The 19,515-nt window shown below is 39.4% G+C and carries 16 protein-coding genes and 1 riboswitch; of the genes, 2 read left to right on the forward strand and 14 right to left on the reverse strand.

Going from position 1 to position 19,515, the window contains the following annotated elements:
• Positions 1-11: 11 nt before the first annotated feature.
• The gene (locus OZ002_RS06705) at positions 12-785 is read left to right on the forward strand and encodes a hypothetical protein (protein WP_002298196.1); all 774 of its coding nucleotides are present in this window, start codon (positions 12-14) and stop codon (positions 783-785) included.
• 80 nt (positions 786-865) lie between these two features.
• On the opposite strand, the gene thiT is transcribed toward OZ002_RS06705, so the two are convergent.
• From thiT to mprF, 9 genes are all read right to left on the reverse strand, one after another.
• On the reverse strand, positions 866-1,435 hold the full coding sequence (gene thiT / locus OZ002_RS06710) for an energy-coupled thiamine transporter ThiT (protein ID WP_002301201.1): 570 nt from the start codon (positions 1,433-1,435) through the stop codon (positions 866-868).
• Between the two features lie 65 nt (positions 1,436-1,500).
• Positions 1,501-1,603: riboswitch (TPP riboswitch) on the reverse strand.
• A 5-nt stretch (positions 1,604-1,608) separates the two neighbouring features.
• Positions 1,609-2,580: a ribose-phosphate diphosphokinase gene (locus OZ002_RS06715; protein WP_002287347.1), complete on the reverse strand. Its 972-nt coding sequence runs from the start codon at positions 2,578-2,580 to the stop codon at positions 1,609-1,611.
• 93 nt (positions 2,581-2,673) lie between these two features.
• Positions 2,674-4,047, reverse strand: a complete 1,374-nt coding sequence (glmU, locus tag OZ002_RS06720) for a bifunctional UDP-N-acetylglucosamine diphosphorylase/glucosamine-1-phosphate N-acetyltransferase GlmU (RefSeq protein ID WP_002298200.1) — start codon at positions 4,045-4,047, stop codon at positions 2,674-2,676.
• A 353-nt stretch (positions 4,048-4,400) separates the two neighbouring features.
• On the reverse strand, positions 4,401-5,219 hold the full coding sequence (gene purR / locus OZ002_RS06725; protein ID WP_002287345.1) for a pur operon repressor: 819 nt from the start codon (positions 5,217-5,219) through the stop codon (positions 4,401-4,403).
• 166 nt (positions 5,220-5,385) lie between these two features.
• Positions 5,386-6,210 (reverse strand): metal ABC transporter permease, encoded by an 825-nt coding sequence (locus OZ002_RS06730; RefSeq protein ID WP_002287344.1) that lies wholly within the window; start codon positions 6,208-6,210, stop codon positions 5,386-5,388.
• Complete coding sequence (locus OZ002_RS06735) at positions 6,183-6,863, reverse strand: metal ABC transporter ATP-binding protein (RefSeq protein WP_252704081.1); 681 nt, start codon at positions 6,861-6,863, stop codon at positions 6,183-6,185. Before OZ002_RS06735 ends, OZ002_RS06730 begins: the two co-directional genes overlap by 28 nt.
• A gap of 22 nt (positions 6,864-6,885) precedes the next feature.
• Positions 6,886-7,824: a metal ABC transporter substrate-binding protein gene (locus OZ002_RS06740; protein WP_002287342.1), complete on the reverse strand. Its 939-nt coding sequence runs from the start codon at positions 7,822-7,824 to the stop codon at positions 6,886-6,888.
• A 244-nt stretch (positions 7,825-8,068) separates the two neighbouring features.
• Positions 8,069-8,920 carry a 4-(cytidine 5'-diphospho)-2-C-methyl-D-erythritol kinase gene (gene ispE, locus OZ002_RS06745; RefSeq protein WP_002296028.1) on the reverse strand — a complete coding sequence of 284 codons (852 nt, stop codon included), beginning with the start codon at positions 8,918-8,920 and terminating at the stop codon, positions 8,069-8,071.
• 153 nt (positions 8,921-9,073) lie between these two features.
• Positions 9,074-11,647 carry a bifunctional lysylphosphatidylglycerol flippase/synthetase MprF gene (gene mprF, locus OZ002_RS06750; RefSeq protein WP_252704082.1) on the reverse strand — a complete coding sequence of 858 codons (2,574 nt, stop codon included), beginning with the start codon at positions 11,645-11,647 and terminating at the stop codon, positions 9,074-9,076.
• Positions 11,648-11,787: 140 nt separating this feature from the next.
• Between mprF and proC the strand changes: the two genes are divergently transcribed.
• The gene (gene proC / locus OZ002_RS06755; protein WP_002296027.1) at positions 11,788-12,594 is read left to right on the forward strand and encodes a pyrroline-5-carboxylate reductase; all 807 of its coding nucleotides are present in this window, start codon (positions 11,788-11,790) and stop codon (positions 12,592-12,594) included.
• 78 nt (positions 12,595-12,672) lie between these two features.
• On the opposite strand, the gene rny is transcribed toward proC, so the two are convergent.
• The 5 genes from rny to OZ002_RS06780 all read right to left on the reverse strand — a co-directional run bounded on the left by rny (position 12,673) and on the right by OZ002_RS06780 (position 18,989).
• Entirely contained in the window at positions 12,673-14,229 is a 1,557-nt protein-coding gene (gene rny, locus OZ002_RS06760) for a ribonuclease Y (RefSeq protein ID WP_002287336.1), read from the reverse strand.
• Positions 14,230-14,639: 410 nt separating this feature from the next.
• Positions 14,640-15,689: a recombinase RecA gene (gene recA, locus OZ002_RS06765; protein ID WP_002287328.1), complete on the reverse strand. Its 1,050-nt coding sequence runs from the start codon at positions 15,687-15,689 to the stop codon at positions 14,640-14,642.
• 108 nt (positions 15,690-15,797) lie between these two features.
• A complete protein-coding gene (locus OZ002_RS06770; RefSeq protein ID WP_002296026.1) occupies positions 15,798-17,039 on the reverse strand; it encodes a competence/damage-inducible protein A in 1,242 nt (413 codons plus the stop codon).
• A 239-nt stretch (positions 17,040-17,278) separates the two neighbouring features.
• The gene (gene pgsA, locus OZ002_RS06775) at positions 17,279-17,857 is read right to left on the reverse strand and encodes a CDP-diacylglycerol--glycerol-3-phosphate 3-phosphatidyltransferase (protein WP_002298210.1); all 579 of its coding nucleotides are present in this window, start codon (positions 17,855-17,857) and stop codon (positions 17,279-17,281) included.
• Positions 17,858-18,065: 208 nt separating this feature from the next.
• Positions 18,066-18,989 carry a RodZ domain-containing protein gene (locus OZ002_RS06780; protein ID WP_002287423.1) on the reverse strand — a complete coding sequence of 308 codons (924 nt, stop codon included), beginning with the start codon at positions 18,987-18,989 and terminating at the stop codon, positions 18,066-18,068.
• Between the last annotated feature and the right edge of the window lie 526 nt (positions 18,990-19,515).

Consider the following 19,515-nt stretch of genomic DNA (forward strand, 5'->3'; position numbering starts at 1 on the left):
GGAGGAACATGATGACTGAGTCAGTTTATGTACATATTGATACCACAAGTAATGCTGTTTTAACAAAAGGGCTGACTGCTACTGACTTTGCAAACAGTATCGTGCATTTTCCTCAAAACTTGCTCTTGCTTGATCCATCTGCTTCTGCTGGAGAATATGAATCCCATACAGGGCTGAAAGTAATCCGTGGTACAGAAAATATTCAGCGTTTCTTTTCCTCTTCTCGTAACAGGCGTGGATTCGATGAATTGAAGTGGATCGACTTTACTGATTTAACGATGCTGAAAGAATTGACACCTTTAGAAATTTCAGAATTATTATATTTTGGTCATATGAAAACACATCTTCATTCGCCGTTTTTTTATAAACTACAGAATAATTTTGTATACTTCGATCTTAATGATCAGCTGAATCGGATTTATTATCGCTATTTAGATGAATTTTATAGGATTTTTGCTAGTAAATTAAGTTCGATCTTGTCAGATAAGATCAATGTAAAAAAATCTTTTTTCAAAAAAGAAACACCTGTTGAAAAAATCAGTGTGGAATTATTGAAAGAAATGCGTAATTTGATGCAGGAAGGGATCATTTTTTCTTTTGATCAAGTTGGTTTGATCGATGGTGAATATCGTATCCCAATCTATGTGATTGAAGATTATATTTGGAAATTAAAAGGCACCCGGTATCGAGAAGAGGAAATCATCGCTACTTTAATCTACTCTGTCACCGATCGACACTGGCAATTGGTAGAAGATGCCGATCTTTCTTATCTGCCATTGAAGTAGATCTATTTCTTATCAAAAAATAAAAAGGAAACAAGAAACTAGGACATGATTCTGTCTCAAGTTTCTTGCTTCTTTTTTATTTACAGCTCCTGTCGTTTATCTGGCACAAAAATCGAAGGAATCGTTTGTTGGATCCCTAATAAAACGATGATCGTTACAATAGCTGTACTCAACCCGCTGGCACCATTCATTACGAAAGAAAAGAGCCAAGGATTCATCCCCCATAGTGCATACGCTCCCCAGAAAACCACTCCTGCAATAAAATGCCAAAAATATCTGGAAAGTGCGCCAATCAATGCACCAAACACGATGCTTTTTCTAATTTGTTTCGTATTATCGTCTACATAGCCTTTTTGGACATTTGAAGCCATGAGCCCTGCTGCGCCTGCAAAAGTATAGGCAATCGGGTACTCAATCAACACTTGAACGACACTTAAATAATAAACTTGTCCCAACGGAAAATGTAGGATGCCCCAAATGAAACCTGCCAGCATCCCTGCCTTTGTCCCTCTTCTTAACGCAAAAAGAGTCAATGGAATCTGCCCTAATGAAATAGAAAAACTGCTGCCGATCTGGATCGGAATCAACGACAACACCATCGCTAACGCTGCAACAATCGTTCCTTCTACCCAAACTCTATTTTTTCCCATAAAAAAACTTCCTCCTTTGAATAAAAAAGTCACAAAGGAGGAAGCAGCTTTCGAAAATAGTCAAACAGCTGTTTATTCACAATTCCTACGCTCGCATAACCGATACAGGTACGAAGGGTTTAGAAATAGATTCAATCTCAGCCCAATTGGACTCCCCTTTGTGAGTTTATTTATTATTTATTTTTTGTTTCAAACAATGGACTAACTGGTTTGTTTTCATGGATACGTTTGATTGCATCTCCCATTAGTCCGCCAACACTTACCTCATCGATTTTGTCGATTTTACGATCTTCTGGAAGATAGATCGAGTCTGTAACAACTAGACGCTCGATAGCTGAATCTTCTATTCTTTGTAAAGCAGGGCCGGATAATACTGGATGTGTACATGAAGCATACACACTGGTTGCACCAGCTTCTTTCAAAGCATTGGCAGCCAATGTGATCGTACCTGCTGTATCGATCATATCATCGATCAGTACACAAGTTTTGCCTTTGACTTGTCCAATGATATTCATTACTTCTGCAACATTTGCTTTTGGACGGCGTTTGTCGATGATCGCAATCGGAGATTTCAAAAATTCCGCTAATTTACGTGCCCGTGTGACACCACCATGGTCTGGTGAAACAACGACAACATCATCGCCTTTGATTCCTTTTTCTAAGAAATAATTGGCAATAAGTGGCGCACCCATCAAATGATCGACTGGAATATCAAAGAAACCTTGGATTTGGACTGCATGAAGGTCCAAAGTCAGCATTCTTGTTGCACCAGCTTTTTGAATCATGTTTGCTACTAATTTCGCTGTGATTGGTTCCCGTGCACGTGCTTTACGGTCTTGACGCGCATAGCCATAATAAGGCATGACTACGTTGATTGTTTTTGCACTTGCTCGTTTCAGTGCGTCAATCATGATCAGCAACTCCATCAAGTTATCATTGACTGGGCTGCTCGTTGATTGAATAACATAGACATGCGATCCACGAATACTTTCTTCAATGTTTACTTGAATTTCTCCATCACTAAATTGAGTAACAGATGATTTTCCTAACTCGACGCCGACTGCTGCTGCAATTTTCTCTGCTAATGGGCGATTGGAATTTAACGCAAAAATTTTTAATCTTGGGTCAAAGTAATGTTTTGACATGGGGACCTCCACTTTCTTTTTCACAACTCTAGAATTCTACCTAATAAATAGTAGTCATATTTTTTAAATAAATCAAGTGATTTTGCAAAAGTCTTAGTTTAGATAAGGGAGTTTTTTTGCATATCCTTCTTTATTGACTTGTCTTGCTCTCGCAATTGCCAGCGCATATTCTGGAATATTGTCTGTAATTGTTGACCCGGCAGCAATCGAACTGTTTTTAGCTACCTCGACAGGTCCGATGATATTCGTGCTAGAACCAATAAAGCTGTGGTCGCCGACAGTCGTATGATGTTTGTTCTTTCCATCATAGTTGACGAAGACAACACCACATCCGACATTGATTTCTTCTCCCAGCGTAGCATCACCAACATAAGTCAAGTGACCGACTTTAGTTCCTTTGCCGATTTGAGCATTTTTCACTTCCACAAAGTTTCCGATATGGACGTTTTCGCCAATTTCAGCTTTTGGTCGTAAATGTGCATAAGGTCCCACATCTGCATGTTTCTTGACATGGCTGCTTTCAATGACTGAGTTTTCAATGACGACGTGATCCTCAATCCTACTGTCTACGATTTTTGAATGTGCCCCGATGACACAATCAGAACCGATGACTGTATTTCCTTGGATTTGTACACCTGCTTCGATCAATGTGTCTGGACCGATTTCTACGCCTGCATCGATGTATGTCGTTGCTGAATCGACAAAGCTTACGCCATTGACCATATGCATCTGGTTAATTCGCTTTCTCATGATCTCATTTGCTTTAGCTAACGCGATCCGATCATTGACTCCCATTGATTCTTCAAAATCATCCGTTTGATAAGCAGCAACTGTATTGCCTTCTTCTTTTAAGATTTCGATGATATCTGTTAGATAGTATTCACCTTGAGCATTGTTTGTTCCAACTTTGCTTAATGCATCGAACAAAGCTTCGTTGTCAAAACAGTAAGTTCCTGTATTGATTTCTTGTACAAGAGCTTCTTCTGGTGTTGCATCTTTTTGTTCCACGATTTTTTCTACAATCCCAATATGGTCACGGATGATTCGTCCATATCCTGTTGGGTTTTCTGCTTGTGCCGTCAAGATCGTTGCACTTGCATTTTTTCCTTGGTGATATTCAAAAAGATTGTTCAGCGTTTCAGTAGTCAATAATGGTGTATCGCCACTGATAACTAACGTTGTTCCTTTTTTTCCTTCCAAGAAAGAAGCAGCTTGCAAAACAGCATGTCCTGTTCCCAATTGTTCTGCTTGTAACGCATATTTACTGCGTTCTCCTAGTTGTGCTTTAACTTGTTCTGCTCCGTGTCCAACGATCGTAATCACTTCATCTGGTTTCGTTTCACTGACCCGATTAATGATATGTTCTACCATAGGTTTACCAGAAACGGGATGTAAAACTTTATATAATTTTGACTTCATGCGGGTACCTTTCCCTGCCGCCAAAATAATTGCATAACGTGCGTCCAACTGCGTCACTCCTAAATATAGTTTGCTGATTTCAGTTTATCCCAGTATACCCATTTTTTCAACAAAACAAGTGATTTTCTTTTATCCCAGCGTTTTCTGGATAAAAAAATAGATAGACCATAACGGCCTATCTATTTGGTAACCGGTGCTCTCCTGCCAACTCCTCGGTCACAAGTCACACTACTCATAAAACATGAAAAGCTGTTTTTTGAAATCGTTTCTTGTGACTTAGAGTTAAACGGTGTTCAAAAGCCAGTTTCTCGGTATTAAGCCAAATTTATGAAAAAATGTGGAAAGCCATTTTCACAAAATTTTTCTTACTACTCGAAACTAAGCGGCTTTTTCACAACCTCTTATTCTGAAAAATAATTTCCCGGCACAACCGTAATATTTTTCGTTTGAGTATCTACATCTTTGACATAAAGCAGTGAAGTATAATCATCGATGGCGCGATGACCGTTGAATTTTGATTCGGCAAATACAGTGATGCCAACAAGTTCTGATTCGAATTCTTCAATCAAGCTCTTCATTCCGTTGACTGTTCCGCCGCCTTTCATGAAATCATCCACTACAAGGACACGTGAACCACGTTTCAAACTTCTCTTAGACAGTTCCATCTTTTCAATTCTTTCAGAAGATCCAGACACATAGTTGACACTTACTGTTGATCCTTCTGTTATTTTTGAGTCCCGGCGTACAATAACGAATGGCGCATTCAGATAATAGGACACAGCTTGGGCAATAGGTACGCCTTTTGTGGCTACAGTCATTACAGCATCGATTTTTTCACCAAGGTATTTAGAAGCAATGATTCTTCCAACTTGACGCAGCAGTTCAGGTTCTCCTAACAAATCAGAGAGATAAACATATCCTCCTGGAAGCAGACGGTCTTGTTCTGATAGACGTTCTGCTAGAGATTCAATATATTTTTTCGCCTCTTCATATGAAATTTCAGGGATGAACAATACACCACCTGCAGCACCTGGGATTGTTTCCAAGGTTCCATACCCTCGTTCTTTAAATGTTTTCTTGATGATTCCCAAATCTTCACTGATAGAAGATTTAGCAGATTCATAACGTTCGGCAAAGCTTGTTAAGGAAATCAATTCATGCGGGTGATTCAATAAATACTGTGTCATGTCAACTAGACGTTCACTGCGACGTACTTTCACCTATTCCAACTCCTTTTAAGAAATTTTATCGTTTTACATTATATAAGTTTTTCTTCAAAAATTCGAGCATTTTATGAAAAAATAAGAAAATAGTTCGGTATTTATTAAAATAAAAAGAAGCCTATAAAAAATTTTTCGTTTTTATAAGGCTTCTTTTCTTTATAATTTAGTTATTTTTTCTTCTGAAGGCAACCAATATTCGTTTGATGATATTTACAATCAGGAACAAAGCAATAAAGACTAATGTGATTGTTGCTCCTGGAGGTGTATCTAGATAAAACGAGCTAGTTAGTCCTGACAGCATCCCTAGAAATCCTACACAAACACTGATAGCAATCACGACATTGAAGCTTTTGCCTAATCGCATACCGATTGCTGCGGGAAGAACCATGATTGCGGATATCAAAAGTGCACCGGCAATCGGGATCATCACAGCAATAGCCACACCAGTAATCACATTGAACATCATCGACATCAAATGAACGGGTAGCCCATCCACGTGGGCGGTATCTTCATCAAAAGTCAGAACATACATCGGCCGTTTGAATAAAAAGAACAATATACCGATGGCAACGAATAAGATTCCTAAAAAGATGACTTGCTCCCATGTAATGGTCACGATCGAACCAAACAGATAGGATTGGATACTTGTTGCTGAATTCCCTCCGCTCAAATTCATCAATACTAACGCTAGCGCCAAACCACCAGCCATTAAAATGGCAATGGAGATTTCTGAATAGGTTCGGTAGATCGTTCGCAGATACTCCAATATCACAGCTGCTAATACAACGACTAGCATGGTCGTAAGTGTAGGATTAAGGTTCAAAAAGAATCCTAACGCTACCCCTGCTAAAGAGACATGAGAAAGCGTATCAGCCATCAGCGATTGTCTTCTGATCACTAAAAACACACCTAGCATCGGGGCGATTCCGGCAATGAAGATAGCGGCAAGAAACGCTCTTCTCATGAATTCATATGAAAGCAACGCCATTGAGAATCCTCCTTTCTCACCAGTCGGATCTGTCTGTCCGCATACTGTTTGATATCTTCATGATCATGGGTGATCATTAGAACTGATTTCCCATGGACATGCGCACTATGTCGGAGAAGACGATAAAATTCATTTCTGGATTCTTCATCCATACCTGTTGTTGGTTCATCAAGAACAAATAAGTCAGGGTCAGTAGCAAAAATACGCGCTAAACTGATTCGCTGCTTTTGTCCGCCAGACAATTCACCTATTCGCCGATTTCGCATATCCCACATCCCTACAGCTTCTAAAGCACGCTGTACATGTTGATGATCTTTTTCAGAGAGACGCTTGAACCAGCGGCCTCTTGGATATCTTCCTGAACGGACTAATTCGATCACCGTACTAGGAAAACCTGCATTGAAAGATGCAACTTGTTGAGGAATATAACCGATACTTAATTTTTTTTCTTCTTGATTTTTCTCAGCAATCTTTATCATTCCTTTTGAAGGTTTCAGTAATCCTAACGATGCTTTCACCAAGGTTGACTTGGCTGCTCCATTTTCTCCAGTTAAAATGACAAATTCACCCGCATCTACATGATAAGAGACATCTTCTAGTACAGGTTCATCATCATAGTAAAAGGTCAAATCAGATATTTCGATATAACGCACCTTACAACCTCCATTCTAAAACTTAATTGATACTTTCTTTTAAAGCTTTCAGATTTTTTTCCATGACAGAAATATAATTTTCGCCTGCTTTGATTTGTTCATTAGTCAAGCTTTCTAAAGGATTCAACACTTCTAGCTTCACTCCTGTTTCATTCGACAATGTCTCAGCTACCTTCGAAGAGGCATTTTCTTCAAAATAAATCACTTTGATGTTGTTTTTCTTCACAAATTCTTTTAGCTCAGCTAAGCGACTTGGTGTGGGTTCCTGATCTGGTGAAACGCCCGAAATCGCTACTTGTTTTAAGTCGTATTGATTCGCTAAATAAGCAAAAGCAGCATGCTGAGTGACAAATGTGCGGTTTGTTGCATCTTTTAGCTCATCGGAGTATTTTTGATCCAGTGCTTCAAGCTTTTTGATATAAGCATCGGCATTCTTCGTAAAAGTTTCCTTTTTATCTGGATATTTTTCGCCTAATTCTTCAGCAATCGTTCTGACTTCTTTTATAGCTAATACCGGATCGAGCCAAACATGTGGATCGTATTCATGTGAATGACCATGCCCTTCTTCTGATTCTTCATGTTCGTCTGCTTCTTGCGATTCTAAACGGTCGATTCCTTTAGCTGCTTCGATCATCAAGGTCTGTTTGCTATCCACTGAATCCTTTAACGAATCCACAAAAAATTCCATGTCTGAACTATTATACACGAAAACATCTGCATCGGAAATTTCTGCTCTTTCTTTTGCACTTGGTTCGAAATCATGCGGCTCCGTTCCAGCAGGGATCAAAAGTTTTACGTTTCCTTCATCCCCTACGATCTCTTTTGTAAAATCATACATCGGATAAAAAGTCGTAACGATCGTCAAATCCTCTTTTTTGTCTGCTTCCTTGTTCGTATTTCCACATGCTGCAAACAGTAAAGCACCTATCATTACCGTAGCTGTCAAAAGATATTTTTTCATTTATATGCTCCTTTCAATGAACAAATCGGAATTTTACGATTTATTAACGTGAACTAATGTATCAAAATAAAAAAACACAGTCAATAGAAATCCATCAATTTCTGATTTAAGCATGTATATTCTTGATTAAATCGTAAAATGGATGAGTTGCTGCTCATATCTAGCCATTTCACTACAATAAAAAACTGAAGAATACCATTTTAGGATTCCTCAGTTTTTCATCACCTATTTTACTTCTTATATTTTATTGCAGGGTTCGTACTAAATAAACTTCCTCACAAAAACCTTTTAACCCATTATATACTCTCTGCGCTCTTGAATAATGTTGACACAAGGCAAAAACGGTTGGTCCGCTTCCACTCATCAATGCGGCATCTGCTCCGTACTTGATCATACGCTCTTTGATTTGATGGATGACTGGATGCCGCTTTCCCGTTATATCTTCTAAACTGTTTCCCATTTTTTTGATCATCTGCTGATAATCTTGCTCTCGGATGGCTTCAGCAAGTCCGTGGATGTCTTGATGTTGGATGGCTTGCGTATCTACTTCTCTAAACACTGTACGTGTAGAGACACTCATTCTTGGTTTGACCAACACAACCCAGCACTGTGGCATAGAAGGTAATACTTGGATTTCTTCCCCTTTGCCACCGACAAATGCCGTACTTCCGTAGACACAGTAAGGAACATCTGTACCGACTTCCAAACCGATTTCTGCCAGTTCTTCTAACGAACAGCCCAGATTCCATAATTGGTTGATCCCTCTTAGAGCAGCTGCACAGTCTGTACTTCCTCCGCCTAATCCAGCTGCTACTGGAATATTCTTCTTAACAAAGATCTTGACACCGGTTTTGATATTGTATTTATTTTTTAGCAATAAAGCAGCTTGATAAACATTGTTCCGTTCATCTACCGGTAAAAATGCTTTATTTGTTTCTACAATGATTTTGTCTTCTGTTATTTCTTCAAAAAATAGATGATCTGCCAAGTCTACGCTCGACATCACCATTTCCAACTCATGATACCCATCTTGCCGTCTATATAATACATCCAGTCCTAAATTTATCTTGGCTGGCGCTTTTTCAATCAATTCCATCCTCTCACCCATTCGAAAAGTCTAAGTCGCAAGTATTCTATCATAGGGAAAAATAAAAGTATAGCTTATGTCTGCCTAGTGGTTGATTTTGTCATCGTTTCAACAGCTTTCACAGAATTTTCTCTTCATAATCCAAACAAGTTCTAGTGATTCTTATAATTCTGTGAGCACTTCTTCTGCCAAACTCGGAACATTTCCTTTTTCTTTTCCTATCAGACTGAGTAGCTGCATGGTAGCAAATCCGAAATTACTTCCTTTCCTATAAGCAAAGTAACGTCCTTCCCAATGATCGACATATTTTAATTTCTTTTCATAAGCAGACTGGAAGGAATAGAAAAAATTACCATAATTATATACGATATGCATGACTTTTTCTTGAAAGAAAGAAAAATCTGTTTCTCCAACATTAGCTAATGGAGCTAAGCCTAGATTGGCTTCCGAGTAGCCCATTTTCTCGTATACAATAAACAGATTGGCTAACAGATAGTCAGCTAATTCCTCAGATTCTTTAGGTAAGACCCGCAACAAATCATATCCCGCCTGCTTCTTCGTCATCGGCTGAGCGGTGATGAAGCCAACGACTTTTTGATCTTTACGGACAATACCGACACCGCTAGATAATACATATGATTTATCAAATCGACCCACAGAGAAGTATTTTTCTCGTGCACCTTGAAGCCATTTTTGTGAAACTTCATTTACAGCTTGATGTAATTCTTCTGGCAGTTGATCGTACCAAGTAAAATGGTATCCTTCTTTTATCAAACGTTGATATTCAAGTTGCTGACTCAGCCGAGACAAGTCTTCTGTTGCTAGATCAACAATCCCTGCTTCGCCTACTTTCGTGAAGTGAAAACCCAATTCATGAAGCATCACTACGTAGCTTTCTGATATCTTATAAAACGCAAGCTGATAGCCTAAACAATCTGCTTGTTTCATAAACTGATTCGTTGCTGCCCGCATCATTTTAGGATTGCCAACTGGATCTCCTAAAACAAAGCATTTGTTTCCTTTGATCTGATAACCAAAAACGACTTGATCTTGGTCGTCTTTTTGGTAATAAAAATAACTGTAACCTGACAAGCGAAGCTGATGGCTTGTAGCTGTGCCTCCGTATGTTTCCAATAAACGGTCAAAACGGTCTTTTTCGTACTCACTGCCAAGCTTCGTAGTATCTTCAGCTAAATATTGATAAAGCGCCACTAAAGCTAGCAATGAGATGCCCAAACCAATAAGCCCTGAGAACCACACATCATCTGAAGGAAACAAAATAAAATGATTTCCTGTTATTCGACCGACTAAAAAGCGTCCGCTGTGATAGCCTGCAATTGCGTAAATGATAAACAAAAAGCCGAACAAGCTAGCATCAAAGATTATAGCTCCCCAAGAATAAACGAATTTTGTTCGATAAAATTCTTTTCTGGATAACCACACAGCTAACAGAATCAAGACATATACCAATATCAACTGCCAAGATAACGTACGTGTGATTGTATTTAAAATACCAAAAGATAGTAAAGCAATCGTAGGCAGAAATGCCTTTTTGACTTTTACTGAAAGTGCTCGAGCAAGGCCGAGTAATAAAAAGCCAACCAATAGATTCACTGTCTGATCTAAAAAATTGAATGAGAACGGCAATAATACTTGAAATAGCCGACTGATTGCAGACAGATTAGTGATTGTTGATAGAAGTACCATCATGATTCCCGCAAAATAGACAGCACTTACGAGCACTATATGCGCAACCTTTTGGAAAAACAGTCGCGGAATGTTATCTAAAAATCGATTGATTTTGACTCCTGTATGTGTGATGAACAATAGAAGTCCCGTCATAAAAGGTAGAACATAATAAAACAACCGATAATATAATAGCCAAACTACTGCTACATCTTGCCGAACAGACAATTGACTCATTCCTAAGATCATCAAAACGTCAAAAGTCCCCATTCCACCTGGGACCATCGTCAGCATTCCTATCAATGTAGCAATCATGAACATAGGATAGATCGAAAGCATCGAAATATCTATTCTCATCAACTTGCCGATGATCAAAAATACCGCAAGGGCTCCCGTCCATTGTCCAAAGGATGCCAGTAGCAGACCAAGCAAGCCTTTTGGATAAAACTCGAAGAACAATGACTTTCTCTTTAGATAAGCAAAAAAGAAAATGACTGGTGCTAAAAAACTACCGCCGAAAAGCCAGATCCAATAGCTTCGAAAAATACTTTCTGACTGAATAAAAAAGACATCAATAAATGTAAGAAACGACCATACAGACAAACCAGTCAGCATAAATAGTGCGACTTTTGATACAGTGACTAAAACCATTTTTCTATTTGTCTGCTTTCCATAAAAACTAGCCCGAAGACTTGCTCCTACCACACCACCAAAACCGGCGAGATTGTTGATCGTGTTTGTTACCCACGCAGCAAGAAGAAACTCTTTTCTTTCCATTTTTGGTTTTCCTTGTTTTTCTAAGACTCTGATCGTCACCCAATCATACAACAACATCGGAGTGACACCCAGCAGTCCAGCCAGAATCATGAGCAGGATCGTCATGTGGCTTTGTTGTCCCATCCTTTGCCAAATATCTTGCCAACTCATGCCATTAGCAATATTTGCGACTTGATTTGCCACAAAGACTAACACGGAGCCGAAAAAAATCAGTTTTAAAATCAGACTATGTTCCTTTATCCATTGCAGCATCAAGTATCGTTTATTTTTCACATTTTCCCATTCCTAACTTGTATACTTTTGTGTCATACCCCAATGTTATCTTATTTATTTTAATTTTTCCACTTTAGACCTGTTCTTTGCTTGCGATGATAGAAAAAGAAAGATATCCTAATGCTAAAGGAGAGGATAACATGAAAGTAGGATTTATCGGCACAGGGAATATGGCACAAGCTATTATTGATGGTTTATTAAAAAAAGGAACAGTCTCGAAAGAAGAGGTGTTCGTTTCCAGTGGACATTTTGAAAATGCACAAAAATTTGCTGCTGAAACTGGCGTCCATGCATGCAAAAGTAATCAGGAAGTTGCATCACAATCAGATATCGTTCTTTTAGCCGTGAAACCAAAAATCATTGAAAAAGTATTGGAAGAACTAAGAGAATATAGCCAGAAAGTCTTATTCATTTCTATTGCTTCAGGAAAATCATTAACAGATTTAGAAACAGCGCTTGAAGATCCTCAGGCCTCCATCGTACGTGTGATGCCGAATGTCAATGTCAGCGTAGGAGCAGGCGTTTCTGCGATTTGCAAAAATGAAGCTGCCACGGAGGAACAGCTTCAGCAAGCTACGATGATTTTTGAAGCAATCGGCAGCGTCTATCCTTTAGCAGAATCAGATTTCAGTACATTCATTGGCCTTGCTGGCAGCTCACCCGCATTCGTTTACATGCTGATCGATGCGATGGGACGGACTGGTGTATTAAATGGTTTGTCCAAACAGACAGCAACTGAAATTGCTGCAAAAGCAATTATGGGTTCTTGTCAAAAATTCCTTTCAAGTGATAAAAATCCATGGGAACTTGTAGACCAAGTTTCTTCTCCTGGTGGTACGACCGTTGCCGGTGTAGTTGCGCTAGAAGAAGCAGGATTCATCCCAGCCATCATCAAAGGAATCAATACGACAATCGAGAAAGATCTTGAGATGTTGAATAAAAAATAATGATAGCAATGTTTTTTCGTGCCTTACAAAAAAAGAAGAGCTGTGGCTTTTGCCGCGGCTCTTCTTTTGTATTTTTTATTATTTAGCATAATCAGTTGCACGAGTTTCCCGAATAACGATTACTTTGATGTGTCCAGGATAATCCAGTTCTTCTTCGATTCGTTTACGAATATCACGTACTAAACGAACAGCGTCTAAATCCGAGATTTCTTCTGGCTTGACCATTACCCGAACTTCGCGTCCAGCTTGAACTGCGTAACTTGATTCTACACCGGCGAAGCTGTTCGAAATATTTTCCAGACTTCTTAAACGACGGATGTAGTTTTCTAATGATTCACTTCGCGCACCAGGTCTTGCTGCTGAGAGCGCATCTGCTGCAGCTACAAGGACAGAGATAACAGAAGTAGCTTCCACATCTCCATGATGAGAAGCGATCGCGTTGATTACTACTGGGTTTTCTTTGTACTTGGCAGCTAATTCCGCACCGATCTCAACGTGAGATCCTTCAATCTCATGGTCAAGTGCTTTCCCAATATCATGGAGCAACCCGGCACGTTTTGCTAATTGGATATCTTCGCCAAGCTCTGCTGCTAAGATACCAGCTAATTTTGCAACCTCGACCGAATGCTTCAAGACGTTTTGTCCATAACTAGTTCTGAATCGCAGACGTCCGATGATCTTGATTAGATCTGGATGAAGTGTATGAGCACCGACTTCAAACGCTGCCTCTTCCCCGTATTCGCGAATACGTTCATCCATTTCTTTACGAGATTTCTCGACCATTTCTTCGATACGCGCTGGATGGATTCGTCCATCTTGTATCAGTTTTTCCAAGGTCATCCGTGCGATTTCTCTTCGGATTGGATCGAATCCGGAAAGAACAACTGCTTCCGGTGTATCATCGATGATTAAATCGATACCAGTCAGCGTCTCAAGCGTTCGAATATTACGACCTTCTCGTCCAATGATACGACCTTTCATTTCATCATTCGGAAGGGTAACGACTGAAACAGTGGTTTCTGAAACTTGATCTGCTGCGCAGCGTTGAATCGCTAATGATAATAAGTTTTTCGCTTTGCGATCTGCTTCTTCTTTGGCACGCTGTTCAGATTCTTTTACCATTAGAGTTAACTCATGATTCAGCTCTTCTTCAGTCGATTTCATGATGACATCTCGTGCGTCCTCTTTTGATAAACCAGCAATTTTTTCTAGTTCTTTTTGTTGATCTTCAATCATTTTTTCAACGTCTTTTTCTCGCTCTTCAATTAATTGCTGTTTTGAACTAAGTGCTTCTTCTTTACTTTCAAGTGAGTTCTCGCGTTTTTCTAACGAGTCATCTTTACGATTCAGCGTTTGTTCGCGTTGAATCAAACGATTCTCTTGAGATTTTAATTCTAACTTACTTTCTCTCAGCTCACTTTCAACTTCAGAACGGTATTTCTGATTTTCTTCCTTAGCTTCTAACAATGCTTCTTTTTTTAGAGTTTCTGCTTCTTTTTTTGCACTATCGATGATTCCAGCAGCTGATGATTGTGCACCAGCTATTTCTTTCTCGTGACGTGACTTTGCGACCATAAACCCTAAACCAAGACCGACAATTAAACCGATGATAGCGAGGAGAATGTTGAATACCATAAAATCCACCTCCATACTATCTTTTTCATTTTTATCATCTATACAGCTTCTATGATAAATTATTCTAAACTTGTCAATATGCATCTTCGCATATATGTGTACAAAAAACATGCACAACTTTATTCTAATGTTTGTACCCCGTAGTGTCAACTTTAAATAAACAAAGAAACGGCTTTCTACTTATTCATTAAACGATGGTTTTTAAAATAAATGACACTAGTTTCATATAGGTAAACCTTTAAGTTGAGAAACTTTTCTATTAAATTATTCTTTGTAGATGAACAGATATTTTTATTTTATGTACCCACTCGTATAATTAAATAACTCACGATTTCTTTATTCAATAAAAAAACGGCAGGTCAAGGAGAGTACCTGCTCTTCAGACCAGCCGTTTTTGTTTATCATGATTTTTATTCTTCTACTAAAGGCAATTCTTCTTGTCCTTTTTCATCTTCTGGGACAGCGACTTCTTCGCCAATACCATAAGCTGCTCTAACTAGAGCAGAAACTTCTGCCATCATTTCAGGATGATTAGCCATATAGATTTTAGCGTTTTCCCGTCCTTGGCCAATCCGATCTTCTTTATAAGAATACCAAGCACCACTTTTATCAACGATGTCTTTTTCTACTGCCATGTCTAGAAGTTCTCCTTCTTGTGAGATACCTAAGCCATACATGACATCTACTTCAGCGATTTTGAAAGGAGGAGCTACTTTGTTTTTCACGACTTTGATCTTTGTACGGTTACCAACAATATCTGTTCCTTGTTTCAATTGTTCTGCACGGCGTACTTCTAAACGGATCGTTGCGTAAAATTTCAATGCGCGTCCTCCAGGCGTGATTTCAGGATTCCCAAACATCACGCCTACTTTTTCACGGATTTGGTTGATGAAAATAGCGATTGTTTTTGTTTTGTTAATCGAACCAGAGAGTTTACGCAATGCTTGAGACATCAAACGTGCTTGTAACCCGACATGTGAGTCGCCCATTTCGCCGTCGATTTCTGCTCGTGGAACTAAAGCGGCAACTGAATCGACTACTACGATGTCTACAGCTCCACTTGATACTAAAGCATCAGCGATCTCCAGACCTTGTTCTCCTGTATCAGGCTGTGAAAGAAGTAGTTCATCGATATTCACACCTAATTTTTGTGCATATTGCGGATCTAACGCATGCTCAGCATCGATGAAAGCGGCAGTTCCGCCATTTTTTTGTACTTCTGCAATAGCATGTAGCGCCACTGTTGTTTTACCTGAACTTTCAGGTCCGTATACTTCGATAATACGTCCACGGGGATAACCGCCGACACCTAAAGCGACATCTAACGCAAGAGAGCCACTTGGAATTGTAGAGATTTGCTGGTCGATTTTTTCGCCCAATTTCATAATAGAGCCTTTACCATAGCTCTTTTCAATTTTTTTCAGTGCAGCATCTAAGGCTGCTTTACGATCATCTGCCAATACGATAATCCTCCTTATATTTACAAATCAGAGCAACATTTCATTATCCTTATCATATCTTTTTTAGTGAAAAAAAGCAAGAAAAAACCGAACAAATATTCGCATTTATCATTTTCTTAAAAGCTGTTTTCTCAAAAGATCAAATCCTTGCATAACCGCATTATATCTGATAGCAGCACGATCTCTGGCAAAGTGATATTTTTCCGAAACCACGCCGTCTTTAGATGAAATAGCGATCCATACTGTTCCTGCAGATTGACCTTCTAACGTGTCCGGTCCAGCCACTCCGGTGAAAGCTACACTGTAATCTGTTCTTGCTATCTCACGTGCTTGAATGGCCATCTGCTCCACACATTCTTTGCTGACTGTTCCATATTCTGCTAATAGCTCCGGATCAATCTCCAGAAAACCAGCTTTTGTTTGGAGCGAGTAGGTAACGAATCCACCTGGAAATACTTCAGATACACCAGCAATATCGCCCAATGCGGCTTGGAAGGCACCGGCTGTCAAACTTTCCGCTGCTGTTACAGTCTGCTTGTTTTCTTTCAGTAGTTCCACTACGACTTTTGCTAGCGAATTATCATCGCCGTATCCATAAAAATATTCCCCTACTCGTTCTTGGATTTTTTCTTCTAATGCTAAAAGAGCTTGATTCCCTGCCTGAACATCATTTGTTTTCACTGTCAGTCGTAAGGTCACTTCATTTGGTTTGGCATATGGTGCGATCGTTGGATTGATCTGTGTCTCAATCAGATCTTTTAGCTCAGTGACCAGTCGCGATTCACCAATCCCATAAAAGCGCAAAACTTTAGAAATTAGTTTTTCTTCAGAAGGAAAACGTTCCTCTAGTAAAGGACGTACTTGTTCCACAAACATTGGTTTCAACTCATTAGGCGGACCGGGAAGAAGGATATACGCATGTGTATCTGTTTGATAAAAAGTCCCTAAAGCAAGCCCTGTACGATTTGGTAGAGGAACCCCGCCTTCGATGATCTGGGACTGTTGCAGATTGTTTTTGGTCATTTTTCGATGGGTTGTTTCAAAATATGCCAATAATTTTTTGTATCCTTCCGTATTTTGTATGAGAGACTTACCGAGGTGAGCCGCAGTTGCTTCTTTTGTCAGGTCATCTTCTGTCGGTCCTAATCCGCCACATAAGAGTATGAGTTCACTTCTTGTTTCAGCTAGAGCAATCAACTCTTCTAAACGCTGCTGATTATCTCCTACAACTGTTTGATAATAAACTTCGATACCTAGATCAGCTAGCTGTTCTGACAAGAAAGTGGCATTCGTATTCACGACTTGTCCTAGTAAAAGTTCTGTTCCGACAGCTATTATTTCTGCTTTCATTACTTCCCGCTCCCTTATATAGTATACGCTGTATTTTTATATTTTTTTATTTAAAAAGAGGGCAAGGAGCTGTGACAAAAATCTTGTCACAGCTCCTTGTTCCAAATAAACAGTGTTCTCCTGCCAAAACCTCGGTCATAAGTCACAATATACATAAAACATGAAAAGCTGTTTTTTGAAATTATCCCTTGTGACTCAGAGTTAGACGGCAGGCTCACAACCTCTCCACTAAACGATACTTACATTGATCCTTTGAACACACCGCTGTTTTTGATGAAGTAATCCACACCTGAATAGATAGTAAAGATCAGACAAGCATAAAGCATGATTTGATCTACTGGAATACCGATCAGGCTGAATGGGATATTATTGATAAACAGCAAGATAATAGCAACCATTTGTGTAGCCGTCTTGACTTTTCCCGGCCAAGCTGCAGCCATGACTTCTCCATGTTCGACAAGTAGTAAACGCAAGCCTGTGACGGCTAATTCACGACAGACAATGATCGCTACTACCCAACCAGGGGCCTTTCCTTGGTCAACCAACATGATAAAAGCAGTCATAACTAGCATTTTATCTGCCAACGGGTCCGCAAACTTGCCAAAATTAGTGACAAGGCCTCGCGCACGGGCAATTTTTCCATCTAACCAGTCTGTGATACTAGCTAAAGCAAAAATAACTGCACCTACTAGCTGTGTGACAGCCAATGTGGTGTCTCCTACGTTAAGTTGTCCCCAATCTAAAGGTAAACCTACAACCAAAATGAAAATCGGGATCATACAAATTCTAAGTACAGTTAATTTATTTGGTAAATTCACACTATCGACTCCTTTCTTCCCTATTCTACGTGACTATCAGCGAAGTTTCCACCGATATTATTTACTTTTCCAAATGAATTTATTCAAAGGAGTATTTTTATTGAAATTGATCTTTTTGAATTAACGAAGAAGGACCGCGACACAGATTTGTCACGATCCTTCTTTTTTATACCTACAAGTAAACAGATGCGTAAACTAATTTATACGATCATTCTGCGTATTGAAGAGTAAGGTTCACATTTTTTGGACTCTGATTGTTTTCCCCTGGATTAACTGGTACGGATTCTCCATTCGCTTTGATCGTTGCATTGCTTGCTGCACCAATCGTGATGGTCGCATTTGTTGCTGTTTCCGGTAACACGGTACTCTGTGTTTCATTTGCTGCCAGTGTCCCTTGATAAACATAGGCATTGTCTACTAGCACACCTAACCATACACGATTGACAGCAGTAAATTCAAGGGTTACAGGCTTGGTAGCGTCTGTGATATTTACTGCGATGGCACTGCCAGAATCTTCTCCTGTAGCTATTGCCATTTTCTTTTCTTCACTTGATTTTGTTGTTGATTCTACTGTAGAAGACTCTTTGGTCTGCGTGCTTTGCTCTGAGGAAGAGGACTCCTCGACTGATCCTTCTACTTTAAGCGAAGAAGCTGTGTCTCCGATTATTGGATCAGCTTGACGATCTTGCCAAGTCATATAGCCCACGACAACGACAATCGCCAAAGCAACCAATCCTAATAAAATGACAGGAAGACTTGTCCAAAAGCGACTTGGATGCGATTCTTCCTGATGCATTGCTTTTCTAGAAGTACTTACTGTTTCAGGCTGCGGACGTTCAGGGACCGATCCTGTCAATTTGCTTTTCCCATCAAAAACATCGACTAAATGGTCTCCATCTTCTCCTACAGCTTCAGCGTATTGCCGAATAAATGCCCGCACGTAAAATTTACCAGGCAATTGGTCAAAATCATCATTGTCGATTGCTTCCAAATAACGTTTTTGAATTTTTGTAATCTGCTGTAATTCATCTAAAGATATTTTTTTATTCAGGCGTGCTTGCCGTAATTTTTCTCCGATGGTTTCAAAAGCCACTCGTTCATCTTCTCCAGTCTGTTTGATTCTCCGAAGCATCTGCTGTTGCAACGAAAGACGTTATGTTTGGGTGCTGTGACAAAAGTCATGTCACAGCTCCTTTTTTCCGAATAAACATTGTTCTCCTGCCAACTCCTCGGTCACAAGTCACAATATCCAATAAATATAAGAAGCTGTTTTTTGAACTTGTTCCTTGTGACTCGGAGTTAAACCGCAGGCTCACGACCTCTTTCTTAAACGGTATTCAATCAGCTGTTCCTCGGTATTAGCTCAAAAACCGACAAAATATAAGGAGATATTTTTCCGTATGTTTCTCTAATACTCAGGTCAAAACGCTGATTTCACAACCTCTTCCTTAAACGGTGTTCAAAAGCTTGCATCTGCGGTAATAAGTCCAACCAAGTTAAAAACATCAGAATCTGTTTTTACTTGGCTGTTCTTATTACTTGATGCAGGGCAGCTTTTTCACAACCTCTTGGTACACGGTGTTCCAGAAGTAGCTTCTTCGGCAATAAGCCGAAATATCACAAAAATTTGAGAAGCAATTTTCGTAAATTCCTTCTTA

Source organism: Enterococcus sp. E4-150 (assembly GCF_035726465.1).
GTDB lineage: Bacteria > Bacillota > Bacilli > Lactobacillales > Enterococcaceae > Enterococcus_B > Enterococcus_B faecium.

Bases quoted from the DNA above. Each gene is read 5' to 3' on its own strand.
- OZ002_RS06705 (WP_002298196.1), top strand. From the start codon at position 12: ATGACTGAGTCAGTTTATGTACATATTGATACCACAAGTAATGCTGTT.
- thiT (WP_002301201.1), bottom strand. From the start codon at position 1,435: ATGGGAAAAAATAGAGTTTGGGTAGAAGGAACGATTGTTGCAGCGTTA.
- OZ002_RS06715 (WP_002287347.1), bottom strand. From the start codon at position 2,580: ATGTCAAAACATTACTTTGACCCAAGATTAAAAATTTTTGCGTTAAAT.
- OZ002_RS06730 (WP_002287344.1), bottom strand. From the start codon at position 6,210: ATGGCGTTGCTTTCATATGAATTCATGAGAAGAGCGTTTCTTGCCGCT.
- OZ002_RS06740 (WP_002287342.1), bottom strand. From the start codon at position 7,824: ATGAAAAAATATCTTTTGACAGCTACGGTAATGATAGGTGCTTTACTG.
- ispE (WP_002296028.1), bottom strand. From the start codon at position 8,920: ATGGAATTGATTGAAAAAGCGCCAGCCAAGATAAATTTAGGACTGGAT.
- proC (WP_002296027.1), top strand. From the start codon at position 11,788: ATGAAAGTAGGATTTATCGGCACAGGGAATATGGCACAAGCTATTATT.
- rny (WP_002287336.1), bottom strand. From the start codon at position 14,229: ATGGTATTCAACATTCTCCTCGCTATCATCGGTTTAATTGTCGGTCTT.
- OZ002_RS06770 (WP_002296026.1), bottom strand. From the start codon at position 17,039: ATGAAAGCAGAAATAATAGCTGTCGGAACAGAACTTTTACTAGGACAA.
- OZ002_RS06780 (WP_002287423.1), bottom strand. From the start codon at position 18,989: ATGCTTCGGAGAATCAAACAGACTGGAGAAGATGAACGAGTGGCTTTT.